Below are 14,455 nucleotides of genomic sequence, written 5' to 3' on the forward strand. Positions count from 1 at the left end.
GCCCGCATGCCCGAGCGCCCTCCCGGCTTCGTCCCGGAGGGCGTTCGGCGTCGCGGGACGGGCGTCCGGGTCAGCCGCGCAGGCCCGCCGCGAACCGCGTGAGCGCCTCGAAGTCGCCCTCCCGCAGCCCGATCCGGGGGTCCACGTGGTGCAGCAGGGCGGGTCCGGCGTGGTGGGCGGCCACGTACGCGTCGTCGGCCGGGCTCTGCTCGTCGTCCACCCACGCGAACGGACGGCCCCGCGCGTGCTCCACGATCGCCGCCGTCTTCCAGTGGACGCCGTCCGGCCGCTCGGTGAACAGGGCGCCGGTGAAGTCGACGTACGGCAGTTCCGGAAGGCCGATGACGGGGGCGATCCAGCGGTTCGCGGCATCCATCCACGTGCTGGCCCAGCACAGTTCGTACCCGAGGGCGAGCAGCGCCCGGCCGTGCTCCGGATGCAGCCACACCCGCAGCGGCGTGCCGGGACGCAGGGCCACCCGGATCGTCGTGTACCCCTCGGGCCGGCGCTCGGGCTGCGCGGCGTACGGGTTGAGGGGGCCGTCGACGTCGAGGTAGAGCAGCGGTCCGGTCATCCGGTCAAGGTACGGCAGCGGGAGGACACGGAGCCGCGAAATTCGTTCGGGTCCACAGGCATAGCGGCGGGCGGCGGGACGCGTCACAGGGGACAGAGGGGCGGGGCACAGGGCTCGCCGGGGAAGAGAAGGTGACGATGGATGCCGCAGGGCAGGAGAGTTTCCGCGAGTTCGTGGCGAGCAGGTCGCCGGCGCTGCTGAAGACGGCCGTGCTGCTGAGCGGCGGGGACCGGCACGCCGCCGAGGACCTGCTGCAGAACGCCCTCATCAAGGCGGCCGGACGCTGGCACCGCATCGACGAACCCGAGGCGTACGTACGGCAGATCCTCTACCGGCAGCAGGTCAGCCGCTGGCGGCTGAAGTGGCCGCGCAGGGAACTGAGCGTCGCCGAGCCGCCCGAGGGCGGGGGAGGGGACGTCTCGTCGGCGGCCGAGCTGCGCGTCCTCATGCGCGGCGCCCTCGCCCGGCTGACCTCCCGTCAGCGGACCGTGCTCGTCCTGCGCTACTTCGAGGACCTGCCCGAGGCTGATGTGGCCCGTCTGCTCGGCTGCTCCGTCGGCACGGTCCGCTCCACCACCCACCGCTCGCTCGCCCGGCTGCGGGCGCTCGCCCCCGAACTGGCCGCTCTCGGCCCGGCGGACGCCGAACGGCGCGCGTCCCGTGACTACTCGCCCGTGGAGGTGCGCCCGTGAACGTCGACGAGTTGCTGCGCGACACACTGCACGAGCAGGCGGCCGGGGGCGTGTCCCCTCCGCCGGACTTCGCCGACCGTGTGCTGACCGTCCGCCGCCGCCGCGGGCGCAGGATCGCGGCCGTCGCCGCGGCCACGGCCGCCGTGATCGCCGCCGCCGTGGCCGTACCCGTGATGAGCGGGGGCGGTGACGACGTACGGCCCGCGAGCGAGATGAACAGGAGCGACATCATCGGCCACCCGAGCCAGTCGCCGCCACGTGACCTGATCGCGGCCGGGGACATCGCCGTGGCCGGGTACTTCACCCGCACCAACGTCAAGGAGTCCGCCACCCTCGGCGTCGCGACCCGGGTCTACCGGCTCCTCGACCAGGAGACCGGCAGGTACGAGAAGGCGGACAAGTGGTCCGTCGTCGACGTCGCCCCCGGGATGCGCACCGCCGCCGTCCTGGAGAAGAGGCTGCCGGCCAAGCGGATCGGCCTCCTCGACCTGGTCACCGGTGAGGTGGACCGGTGGATCCCCGTCGGGCACGGGGTCGCGGGCGTCGCCTTCTCGCCCGACGGCGGCAAGCTCGTCGCCACCACGTACAGCGAGAACCCGGACCTGCTGCACAAGGTCGACTACGACAGTGACGGCGACGGGAAGAAGAACGACTGGGACGTGCAGTTCGGCGAATCGGCCAGGACCGGCTTCTACGTTCTCGACGTGGACTCCGGGAAGGGGAGCTGGAGCAAAGTCGCGGCCGAAGCGGACCGCGTCAACCCGCGTCAGGACTTCGCCTTCAGCCACGACGGCAAGCTCGTGTACTCGGGGCTCATCACGGCGCCCAACCAGCAGTACTACGACTTCGAGGGCCACAAGACCGCCACGCCCGCGCGGGAGAAGTACACGCACTGGGCCGTCGAGGCCGGACTCTCCCCGGACGGCAAGCGCGTCGCCGGGGACTTCGCCGGGAGCGACAAGAGGTCCGCGTCGGCGATCCTGGACCCCCTCACGGGCCGGCAGGTCACCACGGTGCGCGGACAGCAGCTGCTGGCCTGGGCCGACGACAAGCGGCTGATCGCCTGGGAGGCCACGCCGGGCCCGGGCTCCAGCGAGTTCCACAACGGGCTCGCCCTGGTCACTATCGGCAGCGACAAGGTCGTCCCGCTGAGCGGCTTCCGCAAGGGCGTCGACGGGGCGCCGGGCCGCTGGACCCCGCTCTTCGCCCGGCGCTGAGCCGGGCGCCCGCCCGGACACCGGCCGGGGCGGCACCCGGGCGCCCGCCCGGACACCGGACCGGCGGCCGGTGGCCGGCGATCAGCGGTACAGGGGTTCGTTGATCAGCCGGCCACCAGCCGCTCGTACGCGGCGAGCAGCCCGTCGGCCGTCTCCCGGCCGGCGGGCCGCAGCGGCGCGCGGACCGGCCCGGAGGGCAGGCCGAGCGCGCCGAGCAGGGCCTTCGCGGTGACCGTGCCGGGCAGGCCCGAGGCCATCATGAGTTCGATGAGCGGCACGGCCAGGCGCTGCAGCCGGGCGGCACCGGCGGTGTCACCGGCGTCGAAGGCGTCCAGGATCGCCCGGAGGCGGCGCGGGACCACGTTCGCGACCGTGCTGACGTAGCCGGCGCCGCCGACCGCGTACAGGGCGAGGACGTGTTCCTCGCAGCCCGCGTAGTAGGCCAGATCCGTGCGGGCGAGCACCTTCTGGGTGCCGAGCAGGTCGTACGCGCAGTCCTTGACCGCCACTATCCGGGGGTGCCGCGCCAGCCGGATCATCGTCTCCGGCTCGATCCGGGTGCCGGTGCGCCCGGGGATGTCGTACAGCGCGAGGGGCAGCCCGCAGGCGTCGGCGACGTCGAGGAAGTGCGCCTCCACCGCGTCCTGCGGGGGCCTGCTGTAGTACGGCGTGACCACCAGCAGTCCGTCGGCACCCGCCTTCTCCGCCGCGAGGGCCAGCTCGACGGTGTGCCGGGTGTCAAAGCTGCCGACGCCGGCCACGACCGGGGCACGGCCGCCGACCGCCTCGCGGACCGCCCGGACGAGCGCCGTCTTCTCGTCGTCCGAGGTGGTCGGCGACTCGCCCGTCGTGCCGGACAGCACCAGTCCCTCGCAGCCTTCGGTCACCAGACGGTCCGCGAGCCGCTGGGCACCGTCCAGGTCGAGCGTGCCCGCCTCGGTGAAGGGGGTGACCATCGCGCAGAGCGCCCGGCCGAAGGGAGCGCGGGTGCGGGGGACCGGTGCGGGAGCGGGTGCGGGAGTCGTCATACGGCCAGTCTCGGCGCGAGGACGGTGAAGCTCCACTTAATTCTTCTACGAGATAAAGGGCTTCTTCGCTACGAGGTGCGGGCGGGCGGGCTCCGGTCCGGGCCGGAGGGGTAGCGCACGGCGGTCCGGGTACTCGAACGGTCCCGGAGTGAGAGGAGGCGGGACACCGTGACCGCTACCCAGGACCTCAGGCCTGTGGGCACCGAACGCCGCCCGGCCGATCGTCATCCGGTCGGTCGCCCCTCGGCCGACCACCACTCGGTGGGCGAGCTCGTCGGGCAGGCCACCGAACAGCTTTCCCAGCTCGTCCGGCAGGAACTGATGCTTGCCAAGGAGGAGCTGGCCGAGAAGGGGCGGCGCGCGGGCCGCGGCGGCGGGATGCTCGGTGCGGCCGGTGCCCTCGCCTACGTCGGGCTGATGGCCCTGGCAGCCACCGGCATCGCCGCACTCTCGCTGGTGCTCGACGTGTGGGCGGCGGCGCTCATCATCACGGGAGTGCTGTTCCTGATCGCGGCGGTGCTGGCCATCGCCGGCCGCGGGCAGCTGCGCCGGGCCACACCGGCCAAGCCCGAACGCACGCTGGACAGCGTGAAGGCCGATGTCGACGAGATCAAGGAAAGGGCGCACCGATGACGCAGCATCGCAGGGGGGCCCACCACGCGGGAACGATGGGACCGCACTCCGCGGGCGCCCACAGCGAGACCGCGCACGACACCGGAGCCCACCTGGCGGCGGGCGACGGCGACGCGCACGCGTCGGGGGCCAAGGGGCCGGACGAACTGCGGCGGCAGATCGCCGAGACCAGGACCCAGCTCGGCGACACCGTCGAGGAGCTAGCGGCCAAGGCCGACGTGAAGGCGCGCGCCAAGGTCCGGGCCGCCGAACTCAGGCACCGGGCCGACGAGAAGAAGGCACGGCTGCGCGGCAGGGCCTCCCACGCGGGGCACGCCGTTCAGGACAAGGCCGTTCACGCCGGACAGGTCGTGCAGCACAACGTCCCCGAGCCGGTGCGCAGCGGGGCCGGTTCCGCCGTCAGGGCCGGACGCCGCAACCCGCGTCCGGTGGTGGTCGCCGGGGCCGGCGTGCTGCTCGCGGTGTGCCTGGTGGTGCGCAGGCGGCACATGCACCACTGAGGAACGCGGACCGCTGACGAGAAGGGCGGTGGCCCGGGGAGAAGACTCCCCGGGCCACCGCTCTCACGTGTGCCGCCGTACCCCGGCCTGCGGGGGGTGGCTACGGCCGGAAGCGCAGCACCTGCGGGTCGTGGTCGCTGATCTGGTCGGCGAACTCCGCGTTGATGTGCACGCTGTCGTACGCCAGGCCGTGCCGGCGGATCGACGGGCTGACCAGGATCTGGTCGAGGACCTGGCTGTTGCCCTGGTAGTCGTAGGTGTAACGCTCGCTCTTCGGCAGGGACTTGATCGCGGACCAGAGGGCGCCGCCGTCCTCCAGGAGCCGCGCGGTGCCGGAGAACTCGAAGTCGTTGATGTCGCCGAGGGCGATGACGTCCGCGTTCTTCTGGGTCTTCAGGACGTCCTTGACGAAGGCGTTCACCGAGGCCGCCTGGAGGTGGCGCTGGTCCTCCGAGCTGCGCGCCGGCGGCTGGTACTGCGCGGTCAGCCCCTGGTCGCCGCCCTTGGACGCGAAGTGGTTGGCGATCACGAAGACCGTCCTGCCGCGGAAGACGAACTCACCGGCGAGCGGCTTGCGGCTGTGCTCCCACGCGGCGGCGGCGGGGTCGATCCGCCCCGGGGAGGCGGTGAGCGCGGCCTTGCCGTGATGCCGGGTGACGCCGACGGCGGTGGTGGCGTCGCCGCCCGCGCGGTCGGTGAAGGAGACCCGCTCGGGGTTGAAGAGGAACACCTGGCGGATGTTGCCGCCGGGCTCGCCGCCGTCCTGGTCGTTGACCGGGTCGATGCCGCGCCACTCGTAGCGCGGGCCGCCCGCCGCCACGATCGCGTCGGTCAGCTTGCCGAGGGTCTGGTCGGCGGCCACCGTGCCGTCGTCCTTCGCGCCGTTGTTGTCCTGGATCTCCTCCAGGGACACGATGTCGGGCGAGCGCAGGTTGTGCACGATCGCGGCGGCGTGGTCGGCGAAGGTCGCGTCGCCCGGGTCGAGGTTCTCCACGTTGTACGTGGCGACGGCCAGCTCCCCGCGGCCCTGGCGCCTGGTCGTCTCGCGCTCCAGCCCGCCCTCGTCCAGCGTGCCGATCCGGTTGGCGACGAGGGTGTAGCCGCCGTACTGGTTGTAGTCCAGCGGGCCCGCGGTGGCACCGGCAAGCCGGTCGCCGACGTTCGCCGTGGGGAAGGCGGCGGTCGCGCCGAGGGACTGGATCTGCAGCCGGCCGGTGTTCTGCGAGGTGTACGAGCCGTACACGGTGCCGCCGCGGCGGTTCGCGTTCTCGTGCGGCTTCACGGTGACCCACAGCTCGGTGTACGGGTCGGTGGCGGTGACCACGCGGGCGTCGGAGACCCGGACGGTCATGCCCTCCAGGGACTCGTAGCGGTCCAGGGCGTACTTCCCGGGTTCCAGCGTCAGGCCGTTGACCGAGCCGTTCGCTGCGGGGTCGCCGGCCGGCGTGTACGCGTCCGGGACGGACCTGGCGTCCAGAACCGTCTCGGCCGGGAGCGCGTTGCCGCTGGAGACCACGGTCACCGTGGCCCTGCCGATCTCCGTCAGGGACTGGTTGCCCGACGAGGTACCGCCCGGTACGTACTCGGAGACCGTGCCCGAGACCGTGACGGCGTCGCCGACGGCGACCTTCGGCGCGGAGCCGGTGAAGACGAAGACGCCCTCACTGGTCGCCGGGTCGTCGTCCGCGTCGGGGTCCTGGAACCAGAAGCCCTTGGAGGAACCGTAGGTCCGTACGCCGGTGACGACGCCCGTCACGTCCGTGACCTGCCGGCCGGCGAAGGGGGAGACCCGGGTGGTGCCCTGGATGTCGTGGATGCGGACGGAGTCCGCGTGGGCGGGCGCGGTGAGCACCACGGTGGACACCGTGGAACAGACGGCGGCGACGGTGAGCGCGGCGAGGCGCGCGGAAGACTTGCTCGGCAACGAAATCCCTCCGGGGACGTGCACAGGGGCGCCGGAACGGTTGGTGACGCGCGTAGAGGACGGACGGGCGAACCCGCACACGGACCCCCGTCCGACTTCTACGCGCGTCAATCTCGTGTGTACGCAGGGAACTTGTCAAGGTTTCAGCCACGTACACCTCCCAACGAGGACGTGAACCGGCTGACATGGGGTGAAATCCGTCCCGCACAGGTCCTAGGCTGAGTGGTTGCCCCCCTCGCGTGGAGGGGGGGCCGTCCGAGACCTCGCGTCCGGGCGGGTCCGGCCGCGTCGCCGGTGCCGCCCGTGCTGAGCGCACCAAGGAGAAACCAGCCGATGTCAGACAGCAGCTCCTCCCTGCCGCCGGTGCGGCTGACGCCCGAAGCGGAGCTGGCGCGGGACGCGCTCGCCGCGCCGCTGCTGTCCCGCGCCGCCCGGCTCGCCCGCTGGGCCGGACCCGGCACCAGGGTCGACGCGGGCGGCGGACTCGTCGAGGAGCAGCTCGCGCCGGCCGCCGCCGAGCTGGGTCTCGAGGGCGAGGACGCGGCGGCCGTCGCGAGCGAGGCCTGGCGGGTGGCCGTCGACACCGGGCTCGTCGAGATCGTGGACGAGGAGGAGGGCACGGTCGCCACGGGCGCGGACCTCGCGCTGCTCACCTCAGGCAGCCCGCAGGACGTCCTCGGGGTGTGGCTCGGCGCCCTGGACACGGTGCTGGCCGACGCGAGCGTGCCGGACCTCGACGATCTCGTGGACGCGATGGACGAGGGCGGCTCCGTCGACTTCGCCCGGCTGGACTGGGACCCGCAGGCGGAGGCGGAGTTCCTCGACGGGGTGCTGCGCAACCTGTACCTGCTGACCGTCGGCGGCGACGTGCCCGGCCGCGATCCGGTGCCGCTGCCGGCCCTCGCCGCGTCGATGATCGTGCCCGACGGCATGGGCGAGCCCAGCAACGACGTCCTGGAGCAGGTCTCGGACGCGATGATGCGGCTCGACGACCAGTTCAGGCTTCTGGAGCCGGTCGGACTCGTCGACTTCCAGCCGGTCGACGAGGCGCTGATGGCCGACACCGACGAGGAACCGGCCACGCCCGTCGACGACGGTGACGTCTCGCGCTACGGCATGGTGCGGCTGACCCCGCTCGGGCTCTACGGGGTGCGGGCCCGGCTGGTGGAGGCCGGGGTGCCCGCTCCCGCCGTGGGTGATCTGGCGGACAAGGGCGCGGACGCCCTGCTCGACGGCACGGCCGTCTTCCCGCCGGCGGCCGCGCGGGCCGAGACCGAGCAGTGGCTCGGCCGGCGCGAACCGCTCCCGGCCGCTCGCGAGCTGCTCGCCGCCGCGCGCGGGTCGGACGCGGGCGGGCCGCTGCGCAGGCTGCACTGCCAGCAGGCGCTGTCACTCATCGGCCCCGGGGCCGAACCCGCCCTCAGGGAAGTCCTCGACGACCCGGAGCTCGGCGGGCTCGCCCGGGTGTGGCTCAGCGAGCGCGGAGCCGCCGACGTGCCCGCGCCGTCCGAGGAGATGGTCTTCTGGCTGACCGTCGACACCGTCGCCGCACAGCTCGCCGCCGAGGGCAACTCGGCCGAGCTCCAGGCCCTGGTGGAGGGCCTCGCCGAGCAGCACAGCGGGTTCTTCGCGACGGCGTGGCGGGTCGGCCACCCGGCGACACCGGACGTCCTGGAGGCCATGGGACGGCTGCACCCCGACAAGAAGATCGCGAAGGAAGCGCGCAAGGCGGCGTTCAAGGCGCGCTCGCAGAAGGGGAGTTGACCGGTACGGCGACGTCCGGCCGTCGGCGGCCGGGCGGGACGGCGGGGTGGTGCCGCCGGGCCGCCGGGACGGTGAGGTGCGGCCTCGGGCGGTCGTGACGCCGGGGCGGTGAGGCGCGGCCCCGGACGGCGGGGCCGCAGGGGTGATCCCGACTTCACGGAAGGGGGTCCCCACAGGACGGCCTGTGTTCAACCGGTGTTCAGACGCGGGCGGGACGGTGTGGCCGCAGCCAGCCACTCCCCTGGACAGTCCCACTCCACCGTTACAGGAGACACCATGTCGCTCACCCGCAGGGACTTCGGCAGAAGGTCCGCGATGACCGGAGCCGGAGTCGCCCTCGCCGGCACCGTAGGCGCCCTCGCCACCGCCCCGAACGCCCTCGCGTCCGAGGACTCCCTGCACACGGGCGAGGAGTCCGCCGACCGGCACGGGCACGGACACGGGCACCACGGCGTCGGCTACGGCCCGCTGGTCGCCGACCCGGACGGCCTGCTCGCGCTGCCCGAGGGGTTCTCGTACCGCGTCGTCACCTACAGCGGCCGCACCAAGCTGGAGTCGGGCGAGTACACGCCGTCCAACCACGACGGCACGGCCGCCTTCGACGGCCCCCGGGGCCGCACCCTCCTCGTCAACAACCACGAGCTGGCCGGCCCCCGCGCCCAGTGGCCCCACCCGGTGCCGCTCACCGAGGGCCTGGTGTACGACCCGGCCGCGGCCGGCGGCTGCACGGTCGTCGAGGTGCGCCCCGGCGGCCAGGTCGCCGAGTGGGTCGGCATCGCGGGTACCGCGACCAACTGCGCGGGCGGCTCCACCCCCTGGAACACCTGGCTGACCTGCGAGGAGACCGAGGACAAGGCCGGCACCAACGGCTTCACCAAGGACCACGGCTACGTCTTCGAGGTCGACCCCGAGGACCGCCGCGCCAACCGCGCCCCCAAGCCCGTCAAGGCCCTCGGCCGCTACGCCCACGAGGCCGTCGTCGTCGACCCCAAGCGCGGGCACTGCTACCTCACCGAGGACGCCTCCAACCCCAACGGCCTGCTCTACCGCTGGACGCCGCCGCACGGCTTCCACCACGGCCGCGGAAAGCTGCGCACCCTCGCCGACGACGCGGGCGTGCTCCAGGCCTTCAAGTGCTTCGACTCCGGCGGCAAGTTCGTCGACGACCTCTCCCGCGCCACGAAGACCGGCACCGTGTACGGCGTCGACTGGGTGGACGTCCCGGACCGCGACGCGAGGACCACCTCCGTGCGCAAGCAGTTCGGCGCCGGCCAGGTCACCCGCGCCCGCAAGCTCGAAGGCATGTGGTGGGCCGACGGCGGCGTGTACATCGTCTCCTCCTTCGCCCGCGGTGAAAGCCCCGTGCAGCACGACGGCGCCGTCTGGTTCCACGACCCCAAGCGGCGCACCCTCACCCTCAAGGTGCTGCTCGGCGTGAACCCCGACCCGTCGAAGGACGGCGCCTTCGACGGCCCCGACAACATCACCGTCTCCCCGTACGGCGGCCTCGTCATCGCCGAGGACGGCGAGGGCGTCCAGCACCTCTTCGGCGCCACCGACAGCGGCCGTACGTACCCGATCGCCCGCAACGAGCTGAACATCGGCACCGAACAGGAGCCGGAGTACAGCGAGTTCACCGGGGTCACCTTCTCGCCCGACGGGCGGACCCTGTACGCCAACATCCAGACGCCCGGCGTCATGCTCGCCATCACGGGCCCCTGGAAGCGGCAGAAGCGCGGCTGAACACTCCGCCGTACAGAGGGAATCAATTCGCTCGCCCGACCCGCGGTACGCCTCCTACAGTGATGCATGTCCAGGTGCGAAGGCAGGACCTACTTCCACTGATAATGGGGCGGCCGCGGGTTCGATTCCCGCCACCGGTACCACGTGCCGGTGTAGCTCAGAGGCAGAGCACCTTGTCGGTTCCGCCGGCCTGAACTCTGGACACCACAATTTCATGTCTCATGTGCACCTCCCGGTGCGCGGGCCGCGGCTACTTCGTTGTGTTCGAATCACATGTCGCTGCCGATCCGATCTCGGGAGGCGCAGCACATGGTGTGTGCCCGGTGCGCAGGCAACGGTTACTTCCTTGACCGAACGGCTGCGGGTTCGAGTCCCGTCACCGGCCTCGGGCCGGTGTAGCTCAATGGGCAGAGCATTCGCGTGTTCCGTCGCCGACTCCTGATCTCGGGCACGCTCCATTTGCTGCGCCTCCCTCGAAAAAAGACCGCACGGCACGACTTCCTTTCCGTGCGCGCGGTCACCGACGAATTCGGGGGAATTCACCATGGCACGCTTCAACACGAAGTCCGCGAAGCCGCGGACCACGTCCCGGGTCACGTCCACCGGCCGCGTTCTGCGGACCGCGCAGGGCGGCCGGGGTCAGGAGCGCGACGCGCGCTCCGAGCTCTTCCTCCTGTCGATCGCCAACTTCGTGGCGCAGCAGACCTTCCACGAGTCCGGCGCGGCCCGCGACGACCGGTTCGCCTCGCTCGTGCGACGGCTCGCCGTCGAGGACCCGGAGTGGACCGCGGGACTGCTCGGCTGGCTGCGCGGCGAGGGCAACCTCCGTACCGCCTCCCTCGTGGGCGCCGCCGAGTACGTCAAGGCCCGCCTCGACGCCGGCGCCACCGACGGCCCGGCGAACCGGCAGGTCGTCGCCTCCGTGCTGCGGCGCCCCGACGAGCCCGGCGAGCTGCTCGCCTACTGGACCTCGCGGTACGGCCGCGCGCTGCCCAAGCCCGTGAAGCGCGGTGTCGCCGACGCCGTACGGCGTCTGTACGGCGAGAAGGCGCTGCTGAAGTACGACACCGCGTCCAAGGGCTACCGGTTCGGCGACGTCCTCAATCTGGTGCACGCCGCGCCCGACCCCGGCAAGCCGTGGCAGGGCGAGCTGTTCCGGTACGCCCTGGACCGCCGGCACAACCCGGACACGGCGGTGCCGCCCGCGTCGAGCCGGGTGCTCGCCGCCCACCGTGAGCTGATGGCGCTGCCCGCCGGGAACCGGCGCGCGGTCGTCACCGGCCCGGACGGCGCCGAGCGGCTCGCCGCGGCCGGCATCACCTGGGAGATGCTGGCCGGCTGGCTGCAGGGCCCGATGGGCAAGGCGGCCTGGGAGGCCGTCATCCCGTCCATGGGCGCGATGGCGCTGGTCCGCAACCTGCGCAACTTCGACGAGGCGGGTGTCTCGGACGAGGTCGCCGCCCGGGCCGCGGCCAGGATCAGCGACCCGGCCGAGGTGGCGCGTTCGCGGCAGTTCCCCTTCCGCTACCTCGCCGCGTACCGGCACGCCCCGTCGCTGCGCTGGTCGTATCCGCTGGAGCAGGCGCTCGGCCACTCGCTGGCCAACGTGCCGGCCCTGGGCGGGCGGACCCTGGTGCTCGTCGACCGCTCGGGCTCGATGTTCTACTCGCGGCTGTCGGACCGCTCGGAGCTCAACCGGGCCGACGCCGCGGCGGTCTTCGGCGCCGCGCTCGCGCTGCGGGCGGCGGACGCGGACCTGGTGCAGTTCGGGACGAGCAGCGCCCCGGTGCCGTTCCGCAGGGGCGAGTCGGTGCTGAAGGTGCTGGAGCGCTTCGGTGACCTCGGCGGCACCAACACCACCGAGGCCGTCCGCCGGCACTACCGCAAGCACGACCGGGTCCTGATCGTCACCGACGAGCAGGCGGCGTACAGCCACTACGGCGACCCGACCGAGCAGGTCCCGGCGGACGTCCCGGTCTACACCTGGAACCTGGCCGGGTACCGGGCGGGCCACGGCCCGTCCGGCGGCCCGAACCGGCACACCTTCGGCGGCCTGACGGACGCGGCCTTCCGGATGGTCCCGCTGCTGGAGGGGGCCAGGGACGCCGACTGGCCGTGGCTCTGAGCCCCGCCGTGCCCGCACGACGGCCCCGCCCCGCCCGCGGACGGGGGCGGGGCCGTCGCGTGGTTCAGGCCCTGGCCGGGGCCTGTCCGGACGTGACGGCGGCCTCGGCCGGTGCCGCGTCGGGGGAGTGGCGCAGACCGGGGATGAGCGCCGAGAAGGCCGCGGCGACCAGGGCGACACCGCAGCCGACGAGCAGACCGGTGCGGAAGCCGTCCTCGGAGGTGAAGGTGTAGCCGCCCAGGTCGGTGGTCATCTGGGAGAGGACCACACCGACGACTGCCGCACCGGTCGAGGTGCCGAGCGAACGCATGAGGGTGTTGAAGCCGTTGGCGGAGGCCGTCTCGGAGAGCGGCACGGACCCCATGATCAGGGCCGGCATCGCGCCGTAGGCGAGGCCGACGCCGCCGCTGCTCACCATCATGGCCACCATCAGCCCCCAGGCCGTGCCCATCAGCGCCAGCGCCACGCCGTATCCGGCGGCGATGACCAGGACACCGCAGACCAGGGTGAACTTCGGCCCCCGGGCGTCGGTGAGCTTTCCGCCGAGCGGGGAGACGACCATCATCATGAGGCCGCCGGGCGCCATCCACAGGCCGGCCGCGAGCATCGACTGGCCCAGACCGTACCCCGTGGCCTCCGGGAACTGCAGCAGCTGCGGGGTGATCAGCATGCTCGCGTACATGCCGACGCCGACGAAGACCGAGGCGATGTTGGTGAGCAGCACCCGGGGGCGGGCGGTGGTGCGCAGGTCGACCAGCGGATCCCTGGTCCGCAGCTCCCAGAAGCCCCAGACCAGCAGCAGGACGACGGAGGCGGCGAAGAGGCCGACCGTGGTGGCGGAGCCCCAGCCCCAGTCGGCGCCCTTGGAGATGGCGAGCAGCAGGCAGACCAGGCCGGCGCCGAGACCCAGCGCGCCGGGCACGTCGAAGCGCTGCCCCTCGGCGCTCGCCGGGACGTCGGGGACCAGGAACCAGATCATCACGCCGATCGTCACGGCCAGCGCGGCGGAGGCCCAGAACAGCACCCGCCAGCTCGCGTACTGGGCGACCGCGGCGGAGATCGGCAGGCCGAGGGCGCCGCCGATGCCCAGGGAGGCGCTGACCAGGGCGATGGAGGAGCTGAGCTTCTCCTTCGGCACGACGTCGCGCAGCAGGGCGATGCCGAGCGGCACCACGCCCATGCCCATGCCCTGCAGGCCGCGGCCGACGATCATGGGCACGAGGGAGGAGCAGAGCGCGCAGACCACCGAACCGGCCGCGAGCGGCACGACGCACACGAGCAGCATCTTCCGCTTGCCGACGAGGTCGCCGAGCCGTCCGGAGACCGGTACGCACACCGCGGACACCAGCAGGGTGATGGTGATGACCCACGCCGCGTTCGACGCCGAGGTGTGGAGGATCTTCGGCAGTTCCGCGATGAGCGGGGTGACCAGCGTCTGCATGACCGCGGCCACCGTGCCGGCGAACGCCAGGGTGGCGACCACGCCGCCGGTGCGGGCGGCCGGTGGCCTGGGGGCGTCCATGGGGTCCATACCGGGACTCCTCAAAGATGGGGGGGCGGACAATCGATGTGCATCGTACAGGTCATATGTATGGTGCACATCGAATGCCGGACGCACATCGAGTGCCGGACGCACATGGGATGCTGAACGCACATCCCTGATGAGCAGGAGGGCGGCAGCACCATGGTCAGGCCGACGCACGAGGTCGAGTACGAGCAGATGCTGCTCAGCCGCCACGGGTTCCTGCACCAGAAGAACGGACGCCGCAAGGACGGCCTGCTGGAGCGCAGCGCCTACATCCTGCTCAGCCGCATCCGGGTCCAGGGGCCGATGTCGGTCGGCGAACTGAGCGACGCCTTCGGCCTCGACGCCTCCACCCTCAACCGGCAGACCGCCGCGGCCATGCGCGCCGGCCTGGTGGAGCGCATCCCGGATCCCGAGGGCGGCATGGCCCGCAAGTTCCGCCTCACCGACGAGGGCGCGCGCACCCTCGACGAGGAGCGCGACGGCATCGTCGCCGCCCTGGACCGGGTCATGGAGGAGTGGACGGACGAGGACATCGCCGGGTTCGCCGCCTACCTCAAACGCTTCAACACCGACATCGAACGCCTCGGCGGCCGCCCCTGGCCCCGCCCGTGACGGCGGGGGCCGAGCCGGGGGGGGGGTGCCTCTATGTCCTTCGTCAAGGCACCCCTGTCGGGTTTGGGGTGGTTCAGGGTTGCTGGGGTTATGCGGCGAGCTCGACATCCTTCGG

12 protein-coding genes are annotated in these 14,455 nt (G+C 72.6%); 8 read left to right on the forward strand and 4 right to left on the reverse strand.

Annotation, left to right across the window (positions count from 1 at the left end; genetic code table 11):
* Window positions 1–70 precede the first annotated feature (70 nt).
* Window positions 71–574: a hypothetical protein gene (locus tag ACFY93_RS28370; protein WP_391364180.1), complete on the reverse strand. Its 504-nt coding sequence runs from the start codon at window positions 572–574 to the stop codon at window positions 71–73.
* 137 nt (window positions 575–711) lie between these two features.
* On the opposite strand from ACFY93_RS28370, the gene ACFY93_RS28375 reads away from it, so the two are divergent.
* The gene (locus ACFY93_RS28375; RefSeq protein ID WP_391364181.1) at window positions 712–1,266 is read left to right on the forward strand and encodes a SigE family RNA polymerase sigma factor; all 555 of its coding nucleotides are present in this window, start codon (window positions 712–714) and stop codon (window positions 1,264–1,266) included.
* Entirely contained in the window at window positions 1,263–2,483 is a 1,221-nt protein-coding gene (locus tag ACFY93_RS28380; protein ID WP_391364182.1) for a WD40 repeat domain-containing protein, read from the forward strand. Before ACFY93_RS28375 ends, ACFY93_RS28380 begins: the two co-directional genes overlap by 4 nt.
* A gap of 104 nt (window positions 2,484–2,587) precedes the next feature.
* Here the strand turns inward: ACFY93_RS28380 and dapA are convergent, their stop codons facing one another.
* The gene (gene dapA, locus ACFY93_RS28385; protein WP_391364183.1) at window positions 2,588–3,511 is read right to left on the reverse strand and encodes a 4-hydroxy-tetrahydrodipicolinate synthase; all 924 of its coding nucleotides are present in this window, start codon (window positions 3,509–3,511) and stop codon (window positions 2,588–2,590) included.
* 168 nt (window positions 3,512–3,679) lie between these two features.
* Between dapA and ACFY93_RS28390 the strand changes: the two genes are divergently transcribed.
* Together ACFY93_RS28390 and ACFY93_RS28395 are read left to right on the forward strand one after the other, a co-directional pair.
* A complete protein-coding gene (locus ACFY93_RS28390) occupies window positions 3,680–4,144 on the forward strand; it encodes a phage holin family protein (protein ID WP_391364184.1) in 465 nt (154 codons plus the stop codon).
* Window positions 4,141–4,644, forward strand: a complete 504-nt coding sequence (locus ACFY93_RS28395; protein WP_391364186.1) for a DUF3618 domain-containing protein — start codon at window positions 4,141–4,143, stop codon at window positions 4,642–4,644. Before ACFY93_RS28390 ends, ACFY93_RS28395 begins: the two co-directional genes overlap by 4 nt.
* A 100-nt stretch (window positions 4,645–4,744) precedes the next feature.
* Here the strand turns inward: ACFY93_RS28395 and ACFY93_RS28400 are convergent, their stop codons facing one another.
* Window positions 4,745–6,568, reverse strand: coding sequence for an endonuclease/exonuclease/phosphatase family protein (locus ACFY93_RS28400; protein ID WP_391364188.1), 1,824 nt, complete (start codon window positions 6,566–6,568; stop codon window positions 4,745–4,747).
* 333 nt (window positions 6,569–6,901) lie between these two features.
* Between ACFY93_RS28400 and ACFY93_RS28405 the strand changes: the two genes are divergently transcribed.
* From ACFY93_RS28405 to ACFY93_RS28415, 3 genes are all read left to right on the forward strand, one after another.
* Entirely contained in the window at window positions 6,902–8,332 is a 1,431-nt protein-coding gene (locus tag ACFY93_RS28405; protein WP_391364190.1) for a hypothetical protein, read from the forward strand.
* Between the two features lie 276 nt (window positions 8,333–8,608).
* On the forward strand, window positions 8,609–10,075 hold the full coding sequence (locus tag ACFY93_RS28410; RefSeq protein ID WP_391364192.1) for an alkaline phosphatase PhoX: 1,467 nt from the start codon (window positions 8,609–8,611) through the stop codon (window positions 10,073–10,075).
* Window positions 10,076–10,619: 544 nt separating this feature from the next.
* Window positions 10,620–12,200 (forward strand): TROVE domain-containing protein, encoded by a 1,581-nt coding sequence (locus ACFY93_RS28415; RefSeq protein WP_391364194.1) that lies wholly within the window; start codon window positions 10,620–10,622, stop codon window positions 12,198–12,200.
* A 64-nt stretch (window positions 12,201–12,264) separates the two neighbouring features.
* Here the strand turns inward: ACFY93_RS28415 and ACFY93_RS28420 are convergent, their stop codons facing one another.
* Window positions 12,265–13,722: an MFS transporter gene (locus ACFY93_RS28420; RefSeq protein ID WP_391364210.1), complete on the reverse strand. Its 1,458-nt coding sequence runs from the start codon at window positions 13,720–13,722 to the stop codon at window positions 12,265–12,267.
* A 162-nt stretch (window positions 13,723–13,884) separates the two neighbouring features.
* Between ACFY93_RS28420 and ACFY93_RS28425 the strand changes: the two genes are divergently transcribed.
* Window positions 13,885–14,340, forward strand: coding sequence for a MarR family transcriptional regulator (locus tag ACFY93_RS28425; protein ID WP_391364196.1), 456 nt, complete (start codon window positions 13,885–13,887; stop codon window positions 14,338–14,340).
* Window positions 14,341–14,455: the final 115 nt, after the last annotated feature.

It is taken from the genome of Streptomyces sp. NPDC008313, from assembly GCF_042956125.1.
Taxonomy (GTDB): domain Bacteria; phylum Actinomycetota; class Actinomycetes; order Streptomycetales; family Streptomycetaceae; genus Streptomyces.

What these genes read in the sequence shown, in the direction of transcription:
- ACFY93_RS28375 (WP_391364181.1), top strand. Translation starts at nt 712, where the DNA reads ATGGATGCCGCAGGGCAGGAGAGTTTCCGCGAGTTCGTGGCGAGCAGG.
- dapA (WP_391364183.1), bottom strand. Translation starts at nt 3,511, where the DNA reads ATGACGACTCCCGCACCCGCTCCCGCACCGGTCCCCCGCACCCGCGCT.
- ACFY93_RS28425 (WP_391364196.1), top strand. Translation starts at nt 13,885, where the DNA reads ATGGTCAGGCCGACGCACGAGGTCGAGTACGAGCAGATGCTGCTCAGC.
- ACFY93_RS28405 (WP_391364190.1), top strand. Translation starts at nt 6,902, where the DNA reads ATGTCAGACAGCAGCTCCTCCCTGCCGCCGGTGCGGCTGACGCCCGAA.
- ACFY93_RS28395 (WP_391364186.1), top strand. Translation starts at nt 4,141, where the DNA reads ATGACGCAGCATCGCAGGGGGGCCCACCACGCGGGAACGATGGGACCG.
- ACFY93_RS28415 (WP_391364194.1), top strand. Translation starts at nt 10,620, where the DNA reads ATGGCACGCTTCAACACGAAGTCCGCGAAGCCGCGGACCACGTCCCGG.
- ACFY93_RS28410 (WP_391364192.1), top strand. Translation starts at nt 8,609, where the DNA reads ATGTCGCTCACCCGCAGGGACTTCGGCAGAAGGTCCGCGATGACCGGA.
- ACFY93_RS28420 (WP_391364210.1), bottom strand. Translation starts at nt 13,722, where the DNA reads ATGGACGCCCCCAGGCCACCGGCCGCCCGCACCGGCGGCGTGGTCGCC.
- ACFY93_RS28370 (WP_391364180.1), bottom strand. Translation starts at nt 574, where the DNA reads ATGACCGGACCGCTGCTCTACCTCGACGTCGACGGCCCCCTCAACCCG.